16 protein-coding genes and 1 pseudogene are annotated in these 13,936 nt (G+C 55.2%); 12 read left to right on the top strand and 5 right to left on the bottom strand.

Going from position 1 to position 13,936, the window contains the following annotated elements; genetic code table 11:
• Positions 1-4 precede the first annotated feature (4 nt).
• From BB497_15860 to BB497_15850, 3 genes are all read right to left on the bottom strand, one after another.
• Positions 5-1,162, bottom strand: a complete 1,158-nt coding sequence (locus BB497_15860; protein AVI64080.1) for a hypothetical protein — start codon at positions 1,160-1,162, stop codon at positions 5-7.
• A gap of 22 nt (positions 1,163-1,184) precedes the next feature.
• Complete coding sequence (locus tag BB497_15855; GenBank protein ID AVI64079.1) at positions 1,185-1,595, bottom strand: hypothetical protein; 411 nt, start codon at positions 1,593-1,595, stop codon at positions 1,185-1,187.
• A gap of 379 nt (positions 1,596-1,974) precedes the next feature.
• On the bottom strand, positions 1,975-2,910 hold the full coding sequence (locus tag BB497_15850; protein AVI64078.1) for a glycerophosphodiester phosphodiesterase: 936 nt from the start codon (positions 2,908-2,910) through the stop codon (positions 1,975-1,977).
• A 208-nt stretch (positions 2,911-3,118) separates the two neighbouring features.
• On the opposite strand from BB497_15850, the gene BB497_15845 reads away from it, so the two are divergent.
• Together BB497_15845 and BB497_15840 are read left to right on the top strand one after the other, a co-directional pair.
• Positions 3,119-4,723, top strand: coding sequence for a glucose sorbosone dehydrogenase (locus tag BB497_15845; GenBank protein ID AVI64077.1), 1,605 nt, complete (start codon positions 3,119-3,121; stop codon positions 4,721-4,723).
• 70 nt (positions 4,724-4,793) lie between these two features.
• Positions 4,794-5,396, top strand: a complete 603-nt coding sequence (locus tag BB497_15840; protein ID AVI64076.1) for a glutathione S-transferase — start codon at positions 4,794-4,796, stop codon at positions 5,394-5,396.
• A gap of 26 nt (positions 5,397-5,422) precedes the next feature.
• On the opposite strand, the gene BB497_15835 is transcribed toward BB497_15840, so the two are convergent.
• Positions 5,423-6,316 carry a transcriptional regulator gene (locus BB497_15835; protein AVI64075.1) on the bottom strand — a complete coding sequence of 298 codons (894 nt, stop codon included), beginning with the start codon at positions 6,314-6,316 and terminating at the stop codon, positions 5,423-5,425.
• A gap of 123 nt (positions 6,317-6,439) precedes the next feature.
• Here BB497_15835 and BB497_15830 point away from each other — a divergent pair, with 123 nt between their 5' ends.
• The 6 genes and pseudogenes from BB497_15830 to BB497_15805 all read left to right on the top strand — a co-directional run bounded on the left by BB497_15830 (position 6,440) and on the right by BB497_15805 (position 10,447).
• On the top strand, positions 6,440-7,657 hold the full coding sequence (locus BB497_15830) for a tryptophan synthase subunit beta (GenBank protein AVI64074.1): 1,218 nt from the start codon (positions 6,440-6,442) through the stop codon (positions 7,655-7,657).
• A 56-nt stretch (positions 7,658-7,713) separates the two neighbouring features.
• Positions 7,714-8,532, top strand: a complete 819-nt coding sequence (locus tag BB497_15825) for a tryptophan synthase subunit alpha (GenBank protein ID AVI64073.1) — start codon at positions 7,714-7,716, stop codon at positions 8,530-8,532.
• 112 nt (positions 8,533-8,644) lie between these two features.
• Positions 8,645-8,896, top strand: a complete 252-nt coding sequence (locus BB497_15820) for an antitoxin (GenBank protein AVI64072.1) — start codon at positions 8,645-8,647, stop codon at positions 8,894-8,896.
• Positions 8,886-9,170 (top strand): addiction module toxin RelE, encoded by a 285-nt coding sequence (locus tag BB497_15815; GenBank protein AVI64071.1) that lies wholly within the window; start codon positions 8,886-8,888, stop codon positions 9,168-9,170. The genes BB497_15820 and BB497_15815 overlap by 11 nt, the downstream gene beginning before the upstream one ends.
• A gap of 42 nt (positions 9,171-9,212) precedes the next feature.
• A complete protein-coding gene (locus BB497_15810; protein AVI64070.1) occupies positions 9,213-9,533 on the top strand; it encodes a hypothetical protein in 321 nt (106 codons plus the stop codon).
• 21 nt (positions 9,534-9,554) lie between these two features.
• Positions 9,555-10,447: pseudogene (locus tag BB497_15805) on the top strand (dihydrodipicolinate synthase family protein).
• 5 nt (positions 10,448-10,452) lie between these two features.
• Here BB497_15805 and BB497_15800 read toward each other — a convergent pair.
• Positions 10,453-11,421, bottom strand: a complete 969-nt coding sequence (locus BB497_15800; GenBank protein AVI64069.1) for a hypothetical protein — start codon at positions 11,419-11,421, stop codon at positions 10,453-10,455.
• Positions 11,422-11,595: 174 nt separating this feature from the next.
• Here BB497_15800 and BB497_15795 point away from each other — a divergent pair, with 174 nt between their 5' ends.
• The 4 genes from BB497_15795 (at position 11,596) to BB497_15780 (ending at position 13,883) form a co-directional block, all read left to right on the top strand.
• Positions 11,596-12,162, top strand: a complete 567-nt coding sequence (locus BB497_15795; protein ID AVI64068.1) for a pyridoxamine 5'-phosphate oxidase — start codon at positions 11,596-11,598, stop codon at positions 12,160-12,162.
• A gap of 98 nt (positions 12,163-12,260) precedes the next feature.
• The gene (locus BB497_15790; GenBank protein ID AVI64067.1) at positions 12,261-12,596 is read left to right on the top strand and encodes an alkylphosphonate utilization protein; all 336 of its coding nucleotides are present in this window, start codon (positions 12,261-12,263) and stop codon (positions 12,594-12,596) included.
• 82 nt (positions 12,597-12,678) lie between these two features.
• Complete coding sequence (locus BB497_15785) at positions 12,679-12,888, top strand: hypothetical protein (protein ID AVI64379.1); 210 nt, start codon at positions 12,679-12,681, stop codon at positions 12,886-12,888.
• Between the two features lie 77 nt (positions 12,889-12,965).
• Positions 12,966-13,883 (top strand): restriction endonuclease, encoded by a 918-nt coding sequence (locus BB497_15780; protein AVI64066.1) that lies wholly within the window; start codon positions 12,966-12,968, stop codon positions 13,881-13,883.
• Positions 13,884-13,936: the final 53 nt, after the last annotated feature.

Raw genomic sequence — 13,936 nt, 5'->3', positions numbered from 1 at the left:
TGTGTTAAAAACGCAGCGAAAGCTGAAAGAGCAGCATATTCCAGTGCTGGCGAGTGGCTGAAGCGTCAGGGTTATCCTGTGTTGGCAGCCAGCCAGTGCCATTCACGTGATGGTATTCCCCTGCAAGCATCAGGCGAGAGTTGGGCGTCCACTGAAGGCCTAGGGTTACATCATCTGCAAACTGCGAGTGGGCTGGTCCAAAGCCGTTTTGTTCATAGTCGCGGCCTGAGCGGTCGGCGGTATTGTTGACGAGGCTGTCGTACCTCACCAGCCAGCTCCAGCTCGGCGTCATACGTCGTTGATACTGTAAGTACCAGCTATGGCCGGTAATGTCGAAGTTTCGAGATAGATTGTCACCTTCAAGGGACTGTTTTCGTAGGGCGAACTCAGCTGTCAAGCTCCATAGCTCTTCATTGTATTGCAGCGAGGCAATCCAGGGCTGAAAGCTGAAGTCTGCGGCGTTGTCGGCAAAGTTGGCATCTAAGTTAACGTTGGCAGCACTTAACGCTGCAAGAAACTTACCGCTCTGGTCTTCGTATAAAACCTGTGCAATGGCCGATAACGAAGAAGAAGAGATACTATTGCCAGTATCACCAAATAGCTGCTTAGCGAGTAAGGAGCCTGTTTGTGGTCGGCCAATGCCGCTGCTGACCCTAAGCGTGCCTGAGGGGATGCGCTCTTCCAGATACACATTGACGCCATCTGCGGCTATACCCAGTGCCCGGGTACGGTCAAAGTAGATCGATTGAGGTAGTAAGATACTTGGCCGGGTGAACGCTACATCCCGGGTTTGGTTATAAAGGCCAAAGGGATTTTTAAACCTACCCGCCTGTACGCCCAGGGTTCGCGCCTGGTTTGAGACCATCTGATAATCAATCACGCCGTAGTCCAGCGTGGGTTGTGCATCGCTGGTTTCACCGCCTGCACGGCGACTTAGTAACTGGGCAGCTACCAGTACATCTCGGTGCGGTCGAAGCGAGGCGTTAATCCCAAGCTCAGTAAACTCTACACTCCCCGAACCGTTACTGCTGGGGCCAAAGAAGTTGTTGTCGTCGGTCACGATAAGCGCCTGGCTCAAAAAACCATGCACCTGCAGCGTATCCAGTACGTGCTCATCGGCTAAGCTGGCAGCGGTGGGCGTTAACAACACAAGGCACGCCATCAGCCTCTTGGCGAGTTTGCGATCACTCCATTGAAATGACTTGGACGCTTTCATCCAGGTACTCCCTTTCAAGGTATCCCAGCGCACCGGGCGTACTGGCCACTTTTTCGTGCATTTCAGTCAGGTTGCGAACACGGTTGGGTGCTTGCCCCCTGCCAGAAAACACCACTCGATCCCAGGCCAATTGAAGCTGGTGAGGGTAAACAGCGAGCTGCTCTTTGGTAAAACGCGCATGTACAGGGTCGCGGTTGGGCAGCACAAACACCTGTACGGCTTGGCCATTCGGCCAAGTACGTTGGCGCATGGCGAAAATTGCCCGAGTGGTATCACGGGTTAACCAGCTGATGGGGACGTCAGGATGAGCTACTAAAACAATGACGCTTTCATCGGCAACCGTTTGTGCCTTTGCTAACCCCGAAAACAGTACAAGCATCAGGCAGGCTGTTATCCAAGCCAACTGCCTGCGTGTGCTGCTCAAAAAAGAGAACGGCGAGGAATGGTTAGTCATTGCCCGCTAAACGCCAGGCCATGCACCCTGCAGGCATCGCCCACACTGCTGATGTGAATAAGTAAATGACGTGTCTCCCTTGCAGCCGCTACTTAAAAAGTCCTTGGGTGAGGAGCTTATCGGCTTTTCTTATTGACGGAAACTACAAAATAGCTAGGCCAAAGTAACCTGAAATACCTAGTAACACTACACCATCTTTAGGATATCTCCAGGCACATAAAACATATCACTACCGCATTACATTAAGCCTACATAACTAAAACGCCCGGCAAAAAGCCGGGCGTTTTCATGTAACGGCACATGGTTACTCAACGAGTTCAAGCAGGCGGTCAGGGTAGTCAGTAAACAACCCATTTACGCCCCAGTCGAGTAAGCGCTGCATCTCGTCGGTCTCGTTGATCGTATAAATATGAACGGGCAAACCATTTGCCTGTGCTTGGCGAATAAAGTCTGCATCAATAACGTCGTTTCCATCGTAAGTGACGTTAGTACCGATGCCCACTGCGTATTCAGCGATTGCTTGGAAGTCTTCATCGGTGATCTCGGCTGGGCCCGGTGTGACGCCTGTCCACTCTTGTAGCTGCGAATCATCCTCTTCATTAGTGTGGTACCACACTAGTTGAATGAGTGGCACGTTCTCATTTAGCTCGCGTATTTTAAGTAGACTGTCCTGCTCGAATGACTGGACCAACACGCGTCCTGTCTCAATCATATCGTGGGCTTCTAACGACTCAACCAGGGCTTCTTCCAAGCCAGGGTTTAATTGCGGTGATTTAGTTTCAATGTAATACCGCTCATCATGGCCGAAACGCTCAAACAACTCATCAAGCGTCACAATTTGAGCGCCTTCAAACGCCGCATCGGCGTTTTCAGGGTTAGCGTCGTTGAACCAAGTGCCGGTATCCAACGCTTGTAGTTCTTCTAGAGTGTGGTCATTGATGGCGCCTTCACCGGTGCTGGTGCGACCAATGGCGTCATCATGAAACACCACCAACTCACCATCGGCGGTGATTTGAACATCCAGCTCTAAATAATCGACGCCCCATTCATGGGCCAGTTCGTAGGCGGCCATCGTGCTTTCTGGGGCATGGCCGCTGGCGCCACGGTGGGCAATGACTTGAAAGGATTCGAGGTCTTTTAGCTGCTGCTCCAGCGGGGTGGCTTCAGCCAGCGCAGAAGTGGTGGCAGCACCAGCGAAAAGACCTAGCGATATAGCGGCAATTAGCGGATGACGTTGCATAAAAGCTCCTTAATTGAATGGTCGTTCAATTACCTTACAGGTCGTGGTGTATAAATGCCAAATTTGGCCACCTTTGATTGGCAAGCTGATCGGTTTGTCAAGCAACATAAGGCGTTTCTTAGTAGAGTTAACATGGCAGTAGTAGCGTTTACTTCCCTAATCGAGAGTCACTGCATATGCTTTATCTACACGACAAATGAGATACCTTATGAATCAAATGCCGAGTTGGGCCGCCCTATGCTTACGTTTTATTATCGCGATGTTTGTAGGTGTGATACTGGGTAGCATCGTGCAAACCCAATTTAATATGGCGGCGCTGCAATCAATAGGTGTGGATATCCCGCTTGGCTTACGTATTGTCTCAACGCGCGAAGATTTAATTCACTTCGGGCCTATTTATGCGGCGCTGTTTTCGGTGGGGTTCATCATTTCCCAAGCGTTTGCAATGCTGGTCGCACGTAGGTTAGGTAAGCCGTGGCTAGCACCGCTGTGCGCTATTGCGGGGGCTACTGGGTTATGGGTGACGTTTCTTTTGGTGAACCGTGTAGCCCCCATGCCCACCCTGATTGCCGCCACTCGTGACACTTTTGGGCTACTTGCCATGCTAGGAACGGCAGCCATTGCGGGGTTGGTGTTTGGATTGCTTAACAGTCAGACAACGGGCCGCGCGCGCCAACCAAAATTTCTGATTGTGGTGCTTGGCATGAGCGCTCTAGCTCTCCCGGGTTATTCTGAAAACCTGCAAGCCCAGGCAACAACGGCCGGTACCGTGCCGTATCACATTGACACTATCGCTGAGGGTCTTGAACACCCGTGGTCGTTGGCATTTCTGCCGGATGGGCGAATGTTAGTGACCGAGCGCCCCGGGCGGCTGCGGTTGTTAACGGCGCAAGGCGATACCCAGGTGGCGTCATTAAGCGGTTTGCCGCCGGTATACGCGTCCGGGCAAGCGGGGCTATTTGATGTTTTGCCTTCCCCACAGTTTGAGCAGAATCAACAGATTTTTCTCAGCTATGCCTGCGGCAACCATAGCGCCAACCACACCTGCATTGCCTATGGAACACTCACTGAGCGCGGGCTTGAAGAGGTCGAAGAGATCTTCCGCGTTGACCCCGCCAAACGGGGGGATGCCCACTACGGTGGCCGGTTAGCTTGGCTACCGGATGGAACCTTAATCGTGACATTAGGCGATGGGTTCGACTACCGCGAACAAGCGCAGAACCTTGGCAATCATATCGGCAGCATTGTGCGTATACACCCTGATGGCAGTGTGCCGGATGACAACCCGTTTATCGGGGATGCGGATACTCGGCCGGAAATTTACAGCTATGGCCACCGCAATATCCAAGGGCTGGTGGTGGATGAGCAGAACCAGCGGCTGATTGCCCATGAGCACGGCCCGCGCGGTGGTGATGAGCTCAATATAATTACTGCAGGCGCTAACTTTGGCTGGCCTATCGCAACGGGCGGGCTGGATTATACGGGCGCGCGCATTACGCCGTTCAACCAATACCCTGGCACCATTCCACCGCTGCTTGAGTGGACGCCTTCCATCGCGCCATCTGGTATGGCGCTGTATACCGGCGAGCTATTTCCCGAATGGCGGGGTGATCTTCTAGTGGGCGCCTTAGTCGACAAAGAAGTGCGCAGGGTACGCCTCTCAGCAGATGCTACCCATGCGGAAGATGTGGAAAGCTTATTTGGCGAGCTTGAAGAGCGTATTCGCGATGTGCGGGTAGGCCCGGAAGGTGCTATTTACCTGCTGACTGACAACCCAGAAGGCAGAGTGCTAAAAGTGACGCCGAGTCAGTAATGTACCTTGTGCACCTTAGCTAATACCGCCGTCGCGAACGCTCTTCATTTTGTAACCACCTGAGGCAAGCATGGAACTCTTTCTAAACGCAACGTCCCCCTATGCGCGTATGGCGCGCATCATCCTGCTGGAAAAAGGGCTCATGGAGAGTGTAACGCTGCGCTGGTGTGACCCCTGGGCAGACGACAAAGCGCTGCTAGCGGTTAATCCCGCAGGGCGCATTCCGGCGCTCGTTACTCCGGATGGCAAAACACTCAGCGAGTCGCTGCTGATTGCCTTTTATCTTGATGATTTTAGCCCCAGCATGCCAATAGTACCCAGCTCCCAACGGGCTGACGTACTGCACCTAGTCGGGCTGGGGCAAAACCTAATGGATGCCTCCTTCACTACGGTGATCGCTCGAAAACATTATGGGGCTGAGATTGATCAAAGCGAACTTGGCCTAAGACGCCAGCGTGCCATCCAGCGTCTAATAAAACAGTTAGGCGATGAACTTCACCAAAACCAGCTAACCGAATCACTCAACCTTGGTGAAATCTCCACGGCGGTGGCGTTGGACTATTTAGCCTTCAGGCTGCCCGAGGTGAGCTGGAAAGAAGCGTATCCGCAGCTTCAGGCATGGCACGCCGCAGTGATTACCAGGGATAGTTTTCAACAGACAGCATTTAGCTAGCCGCACTAGCGGCGCTGACACCGCGCTCACCCTTTAAGCGCCTGCTTAAACCACTCTGCCAGCGGCTCGCTGCGGCGAACGTTGGCGTGTTTAGGTAGCAACAGGCAGAGCCGCGCAGGCGTTTCGATACTTCCCCACGGGGCGACTAATCGTCCGCTGTTCACATCATCCTCTACTAATAATTTGGGGGCGATGGCGATACCCAAACCGGCCACTGCTGCTTCAATCAAATAATAAAGATGGGCAAAGCCTTGGCCCTGCTGAAGGGCGGTCTCCAGCTTACTTTGCTCCAACCTTTTAGCAGCAGCCCACTGGGGCCACGCTTGAGGGCGTGAGGCGGTGTAGAGAAGCTTGTTAGCAAACAGCGATACCGGGTTGGCCGGCTCGGTTTGCGCGGCCAACGATGGGCTCACTACTGCACAAATCTGTTCGGGCATTAGTGGTATAACCACCATGTCGGCAGGCCAAGGCGGTTCAGTAAACGCCAGTGTGGCGCTGGCATCTGAGGGCGTGCCGGGCTGCTCGGAATCGCTCACCACTACCTGAAGTTTTAGCTCCGGCAGCGCCTGGTTTAAGCGGTCTAAACGGGGGATCAGCCAGCGCGCCAGCAGGCTGCCGGGGCAGGCCAGGGTAAACGGCGCTTCTTCCACCTCATGCTTGAGCAAAGTGCAACTATCTCTCAGTTTCGCGAAGGCTTCCCCCACGCCACTTTGCAGCCGTTCGCCGTGGTGAGTGAGCACTAGCCCACGGCCCACTTTGGTGAATAGCGCCACGCCAAAATGCTCATCCAGGCTCTTTAGCTGGCGGCTAACCGCACCGTGGGTAACGCTTAGCTCGTTGGCGGCGGCGGTCACGCTGCCTAGCCGAGCGGTGGCTTCAAAGGCGCGCAGGGCGCTCAACGGCGGCAGGCTATGTTGCATGAGTGCCTCTTTCAATAGTTGCGTAAAACTCACAGGTGCTTGCCATCTTATCGATTTTTCTTCCCGCCTGCCTGCGTTAACGTCGTTAGCATCTTAAATCGCCCCGATACCGCAGAGGTCGTGATGAACAAACCCTTAAGCCTACCCGATGCCAACGGGCTGTTTGGCAGTTTCGGTGGCCGCTTTGTCGCTGAAACCCTGATGCCGCTGATTCTTGAGCTGCAGGATGAGTACACCACCGCCAAAAACGACCCGGAATTTCAGCGCCAGCTCGCCTATTTTCAGGGCGACTACGTTGGCCGCCCCAGCCCGCTCTACTTTGCCGAGCGCCTCACCGAGCACTTCGGCGGTGCGAGCATTTACCTCAAGCGCGAAGAGCTGAACCACACCGGCGCGCACAAGATTAACAACTGCATTGGTCAGGTGCTGCTGGCCAAGCAGATGGGCAAAAAGCGCATCATCGCGGAAACCGGTGCGGGCATGCACGGCGTGGCGACAGCCACCGTCGCGGCCCGCTTTGGTTTGCCCTGCGTGATTTACATGGGCGCCACCGACATCGAACGCCAACAGCCCAACGTGTTCCGCATGAAGCTGTTGGGCGCGGAGATCGTGCCAGTGACCTCTGGCACCGGCACCCTCAAAGACGCCATGAACGAAGCGCTGCGCGACTGGGTAACAAACGTCGACGACACCTTTTACATCATCGGCACCGTGGCAGGCCCGCACCCGTACCCGGCCATGGTGCGCGATTTCCAAGCGGTGATTGGCCATGAAACCCGCACCCAAATGCTTGAAAAGCAGGGCCGCCTGCCGGATTCGCTGATTGCCTGCGTGGGCGGTGGCTCTAATGCCATGGGCCTGTTCTACCCGTTTATTGATGATGAAAGCGTTCACATGGTGGGCGTGGAGGCGGGCGGTAAAGGCGTTAACAGCGGCCTGCACGCCGCTAGCCTGAACGGCGGCACCCCCGGCGTGCTGCACGGCAACCGTACTTACCTGCTGCAAAACGAAGATGGCCAGATTATCGACGCCCACTCGATTTCCGCCGGGCTAGATTACCCCGGCATTGGCCCCGAGCACGCCTGGTTGCACGAGCAGGGGCGGGTTGAGTACGTTTCCGCCACCGATGACGAAGCGCTGGAAGCATTCCAAATCTGCTGTCGCCAAGAGGGCATCATCCCTGCGCTGGAAACCGCCCACGCCCTGGCCGAAGTGGCTAAGCGCGCGCCAACACTGCCCCGCGAGCATCTGATGGTGGTCAACCTCAGTGGTCGTGGCGATAAAGACATGGTGAGCGTTGCCCATCACCTGGGGGATAAGTTCGGAGTAAAAAACGTATGAGCGCCCTACGCGAGAGCAATGTAGTGGAGGAGAACAGGCTAGTGGAGGAGAGCAGCATGAACACAACGTCGCGTCTTGAAGCGTGCTTTGCCGCGCTCAAACAGCAAAACCGCCCGGCGCTGGTAAGCTACCTCACCGCTGGCGACCCAGACCCCGAGACCTCCCGCCGCCTGCTGCACGGGCTGCCGGAAGCGGGTGTGGATATCATCGAACTCGGCATGCCGTTCAGCGACCCCATGGCCGATGGGCCCGCCATTCAAAAAGCCGCCCTGCGAGCGCTGGAAAACGGCCAAACCCAAGCCAAAACCCTGGAAATGGTGTGCCAGTTCCGTGAACAAAACAGCACCACCCCCATTGTGCTGATGGGCTACTACAACCCGATTTACTGCTACGGCGTCGAGCGCTTCTTAACCGATGCCGCCAAGGCCGGAGTAGACGGGCTGATCGTGGTGGATCTACCGCCCGAACACGACGAAGAGCTGTGCCAGCCTGCTGCCCAGCACGGCATTGATTTTATCCGTCTCGCCACGCCCACCACCGATGCCAAGCGGCTGCCCAAAGTGCTGGCCAACGCCTCCGGGTTTATCTACTACGTTTCCGTGGCGGGTGTGACGGGCGGCAGCGCACCCACGACGGAGCGGTTGGAAAGCGCCGTGAATCAGCTGCGCGAACACACGCCGCTGCCCATCGCCGTGGGCTTTGGCATCCGCACCGCCGAACAGGCCGCCACCATTGGCCGCTTTAGCGACGCCGTGGTAGTGGGCTCTGCGCTGGTAGATTGCATCGAACACGCCAGCAGCGGCGAAGAGGCCGTGGCGCGGGTGCATGGGCTGGTGAAAGCGCTGGCGGAGAGTGTGAGAGGGTGCAGGCATTAGGCATCGCATCGTTGAGCGGTGAATGTAAACAGCGAACGCTTGGAGTTGTCGCAAAAAAAGAGCTAATATGAGGGCTAGAAAAGGAGCTTTTTTATGGCTTCAGGAGGTTTCTATGCACCAAGTATTAGCTAACTTTTCGGTCAGTATTTCTGAGCTAAAGAAAAACCCTTCGGCACTGCTGACCCAAGCAAGCGGTGCCCCCATTGCTGTGTTGAATCACAACAAGCCCGCCGCTTACCTAGTCCCTGTAGAAACTTACGAGGCGATGATGGAGATGCTGGAAGACTACGAGCTGGCCAAGCTAGTGGAGGAGCGTCGCGCCGATAAAGACAAGGCGGTCACGGTATCACTGGATGACTTATAAGCTACGCTTTTTGCCCGCGGCCTTGAAAGAGTGGGAAAAGCTTAGCCCACCCGTCAAACAACAGTTCAAAAAGAAGCTAGCTGAAAGGCTAGAAACTCCACGTGTGCCTGCCGATAAACTCAGTGGTTTCGATTCCTGCTACAAAATAAAGCTTCGAAGCGTAGGCTATCGTCTGGTTTATGAAGTAGTGGATGATGAACTGTTTATCTACGTTATTGCTGTGGGTAAGCGTGACAAAGGCAACGTCTACGCGTCGCTAAAGCGCCGGATGTAATCCATCACCTATCGTGCAAATGACCACAAACAGAGGCAAATAATGGGCAAGCTCTTTTCATTACTGGTACTGCTGGGACTCGGCTACGCAGGCATCCATTTCTACTACGGCGTGGTGATCGAGAAGGAAGTCGAGCAGCAGTTAGAAGCCCGTGGACTGTCATCGGTCAGCGTGGATAACGTCGAATATGACCTGCTGGCCCCCGTTAGCAAGAGCGCCAATATTGCCGTAACGCTTAGCTACCGTGGCTCCCAGGCAGCGGTCAACGTGCGCGTGCAAGGCCACCCGCTGTTGTCTGATGAGGTCACGGTACAGCTGGACGGCCTGCAAGCACTGCGTTTGGGGATTAGTTTCGGTCAATAAAACTTCTGAAAGGACACTGCCATGTTTACCGGCCTGAGTGCGTTTCCGCTAACCCCCATGAATGAGCAGGGCATTAACGAGCAGGAGTTTATCCAGCTCGTGGCCCGCTTGGCGCAAGCACAGGTGGATTCCATTGGCGTGCTGGGTTCTACCGGCAGCTACGCTTATCTAAGCGTGGAAGAGCGGGCGCGGGTGGCCAAGCTGAGCGTGGAGAGTGCGGCGGGGGTGCCGGTGGTGGTGGGCATTGGTGCGCTGCGCACCCGCGATGTGTTGGCCAATGCCGAACATGCCCAACAGGCCGGGGCGAGCGGGCTGCTGTTAGCGCCTGTTTCGTACCAAAAGCTGACCGATGACGACGTGTTCAACCTGTTCAGCAGCGTCAGCCGCGCCATCAGCGTGCCGCTGTGCGTGTACGACAACCCGGGCACCACCCACTTTACGTTCAGCGACGAGATGCATGGTCGCATTGCTGAGCTGCCCCAGGTGCGCTCGATCAAAATTCCGCCAGTGTCTACTGACTTGGAAGATGCCAAAGCCCGCGTGGCGCGGCTGCGGGCGCTGATTCCTAATGATGTGACCATCGGCATCAGCGGCGACCCCGCCGCCGCCACGGGCCTGCTGGCGGGCTGTGAGGCGTGGTATTCGGTGATTGGCGGGTTGTACCCAGAGATTGCGCTGGCGCTCACCCGCGCCGCCCAAGCGGGCGATGCCGAACAAGCCCAAGCCCGTTCAGAAACCTTAGCGCGGCTATGGGCGCTGTACAACGAGTATGGCGGCAGCCTGCGGGTGGCAGCGACCATTGCTGAACTCACCGGTCGCGTTAGCGCCCCTGCCTACCCCAGCCGTTGAATACCCTGCAAGGGGAAGCCCGCCAGAAGGTTGCAGCGGTAGTTGAGGCGCTTGGACTTCACTAAATCGCTCAAAGCCCTTGTGCGCCGCGCCGCAGCCAGTCGTGAACAAACGCCAGCTTTTTCATCGCGACATCGGAAAGCACAAACGGATAAAGATCCGACAGCCCCATCGAGCGGTTCACATGGTTCACGCCCGCCACTAACGAGGCGGCAATGTGAATCAGCCGCTCGGCATCCGGCTCGGCGTAGGCATCCCAGTTATAGGTATTGGGCAAGGCTGGAGAGGTCATGCCTGAAGACACAAAGCTGTCGGTAATATCGGTTAAGTGCAGCAAGTGCGATGCGGTTTCAGCAAAGTCTTCATGCGGGTGTGCCGATGCGTAGGTAGTGAGGAAACGCTGGCGCCAGTCCGGCGGCGGGCCATCTTGGTAATGGCGCTGCAACGCCGCTGGGTAGTCCGCTCGCTCATCGCCAAACATCTCACGAAACGCATCCAAAAAGTCATCCCGCAGGCTCAGCCGCCACCACAGCATGTGGGCAATTTCATGGCGCATATGGCCAATCATGGTGCGGTAAGGCTCATCCAACGCCTCTTTGCGGGTGGTGCGCAGCACCGGATCTGCCTCGGCCACGCTAATCGTTACCACGCCGCCCACATGCCCCATGGGCACCGGGATGCCGCCTTCCGCCAGCATATGAAACACCGGCGGTGCGCCGGGGTCTTCCGGGCGAAACCAGTTCCAGCGGCCCAGGTTGTCAATCACCCAGCGCTTGGCTGCCTCGGTTTGCGCCCAGTTGGGGATCGCACCGGCAATGGAAGGGTCGGGCGCCAGCGCCGTCATCGCGCAGGCGCGGCAGAACTCGCCCTGTTTCGGGGCAATCCAGTTACAGCCAATCACCTCGCGGTTGGCACAGAAGGGCGGCATGGGAATAAACGCCCGCGCCTGGGGGTCGTAAGCCACCGGCACACCATCCGCCGTGACCAAATTATCAAACCAGAGTGAACCGGCACCGACCGGATTAGAAAAGACACGCATAGGTCGGTAACTCAAAAGAAATGAGCTTACAGTCTAGGAGCCGAGACCCAGTTACGTCCAACGGCGATTGCATAGCGTGCTCTATTGCGTTAAAGCCATATACTGCCACCCGCGCCGTGATGCAATGGTAAATTGATTATCCTAAACATCGATGCACAGCTAAGGGGACATGTTATGCAAACTCTCCACCCTTGGGCCGAAACGCTGCCACAGCTTCACGACCACCTGTGGGCACGCTTGATTCGCGGCGTACACGACCGCCACGCACCTGCTCGGCACCCTACCTTGGCAACCGTCAGCCCAAGCGGCATGCCCCAGGCACGCACGGTGGTGCTGCGTAGCGCAGACAAACAGGCCGCCACACTCACGCTATATACAGATGTTCATTCAGATAAGGTAAAGGCACTACATACCACTCCCGTTGCCGCGCTGCATGTATGGGATGGCACCGCCCATCTGCAAACGCGTATTGAGGCAAGCGTGACGGTGTTAACGGGAGATACTGCTCACGAACACTGGCAGCGGGTGCCTGAACACTCGCGCAGCGCCTACAGCAGTGGCCCTACCCCTGGCGAGCCAATTACCGATGCGTTGGCGTACACCAAAACGCCAGATCAGCAGGCCTTCGCCGTGCTGTTACTCCAGGTCAACACCATTGATGCGCTGCACCTCGGCCCGCAGCACCGCCGCGCCCTGTTTACGCGTGAAGACGGCTGGGCAGGGCAGTGGGTGGTTCCCTAACGCACTGGCAACGCAAACGGCCACCGCCACGCCCCAGTCGCCAAGGCCGCCCTGGCTGAGTATTATCAGCCGCTCATTCACTATAGAAGCCACTGCTTATGTCTTGCCCGCCATGCCCCCGCTGCCAGTCTGAATTTGTCTATCAGGATCAACGCCTGTTCATCTGCCCCGAATGCGCCCACGAATGGAACCCTGAAGAAGCCGCCGCCGAAGAGGCCGTGAACGTGGCGGATGCCAACGGCACGCCGCTCGCCGAAGGCGACAAGGTCACGCTGATCAAAGACCTCAAGGTGAAAGGCAGCTCCCAAGTGCTCAAGATCGGCACCAAAGCCGTCATCAAACGGCTAAAAGAGGGCAAAGACCACCAGCTAGACTGCAAAGTAGACGGCGCAGGCGACATGATGGTGACCGCGCAATTTGTGAAGAAAGCTTGAATTAACGAAGGACTGTTCCAAGAGGCCGTCAAACATGGCTGATCGAAACCTGGGTGCAGAAATCCTCAATGGTATCCACGAGATCCAGCACTTCAAGAAAGGTAACGTGGCTCTGCGTACCCATGAGCTAGCAGATATAATGATTATCACCCGCAAGGGGCCCGACAATTTTGTTTTGATGTCATTGGTTTATCATCATAGCCTCATGGAAACAGTACATCTGCTTCGTTCACCCAGGAATGCAACGCATCTAAGCCGTTCAATAGAGCAATATCGCAATTGTCAAATTTAATATAGCTGCTTCTATTGTTGGTCTGGACATGTTGCACTTAGAGCTTGCATCCACCGTTAATACAACAGGAGACGTTCTTGGCTGTACCTGATTTTCAATCACTGATGTTGCCATTACTCAAGATCTCTGCTGATGGTGAAGAGCATACTATGCAAGAAGCTCGTGAGAGATTGGCAAAAATGATGTGCCTGTCCCAAGAAGATCTTGAGGAAAGGCTGCCAAGCGGCCGACAATCTACCTTCGCAAACCGTGTAGCCTGGGCTAAGGTTTACTTAACCCAAGCTGGGGTCTTGGAATCACCTAAGCGGGGTAAGTTTTATATTTCCAATCGCGGCCGAAAAGCTCTTTCAGAAAGCCCAGAGCGGATAGACATCCAGTATCTGCAGCGATTTGAAGAGTTTCAGGAGTTCAGGCAAGCAAGCAGTAAAAATCGAACTGAAAAAGTAACTCATAGTTGTGATAGTGAGACAACGACTACAACTCCTGAAGAAACATTGGAGCAAGCCTATCAGCAGTTACGAGACGAAGTTGCAAACGAGCTTCTTCATCTCATAAAGAGTAATACGCCTGAATTTTTCGAAAAACTCGTTGTTCACCTTATCGTTTCGATGGGATATGGAGGTTCTGTAAAAGAAGCAGGCAGAGCTACCCGTAAAACGGCCGATGAAGGTATTGATGGCGTCATTAAAGAAGATCGTCTTGGACTGGAAACTATATATCTCCAGGCAAAACGTTGGGAGTCAGTGGTAGGGCGACCGGAGATTCAGAAATTTGTTGGAGCTTTGCATGGTCAGCGGGCTAGGAAAGGAGTCTTCATTACAACTAGTCGATTCTCAAAGGAGGCATTGGATTACGTCGGACAAATTGATCCCAAAGTTGTTCTGCTAGACGGCACGGATCTCGTGCAACTGATGATTGATCATGGCGTGGGCGTTAGTTCTGCCGCAGTATATGAAGTTAAGAAAGTGGATACTGATTTTTTTGTCGAAGACTAACCGAGAAGCTTATAAAAAAGCCAAACGCAGCGTATGTTGGCCCCCTTGACTGC

Origin of the sequence: Halomonas sp. GFAJ-1 (genome assembly GCA_002966495.1) — a bacterium.
Lineage (GTDB): Bacteria > Pseudomonadota > Gammaproteobacteria > Pseudomonadales > Halomonadaceae > Vreelandella.
This window is presented reverse-complemented; position numbering and strand designations above follow the sequence as displayed.